The sequence below is a fragment of the Rhodoferax sp. UBA5149 genome (assembly GCF_002413825.1).
Lineage (GTDB): Bacteria > Pseudomonadota > Gammaproteobacteria > Burkholderiales > Burkholderiaceae_C > Rhodoferax.
In genome coordinates, this window is record NZ_DHXT01000207.1 from 21,733 (window position 1) to 21,955 (window position 223).

Annotated in this window: 1 pseudogene; it reads left to right on the forward strand. The window is 61.0% G+C overall.

Annotated features, from left to right (window positions below):
- Positions 1–223: pseudogene (locus B3V69_RS18680) on the forward strand (signal recognition particle protein); the annotation flags it as partial.

Consider the following 223-nt stretch of genomic DNA (forward strand, 5'->3'; position numbering starts at 1 on the left):
CGCATCCTGGGCATGGGCGACATTCTGGCGCTGGTCGAGCAGGTCACCTCCGGCGTGGACATGGCGTCGGCGCAAAAGCTGGCGGCCAAGCTCAAGAGCGGCGCCGGTTTTGATTTGAATGATTTTCTGGCCCAAATCCAGCAAATGAAGCAAATGGGTGGCTTGTCCAGCCTGATGGACAAGTTGCCAGCGGCGATGGCGGCCAAGGCGGGCCAGGTCGACA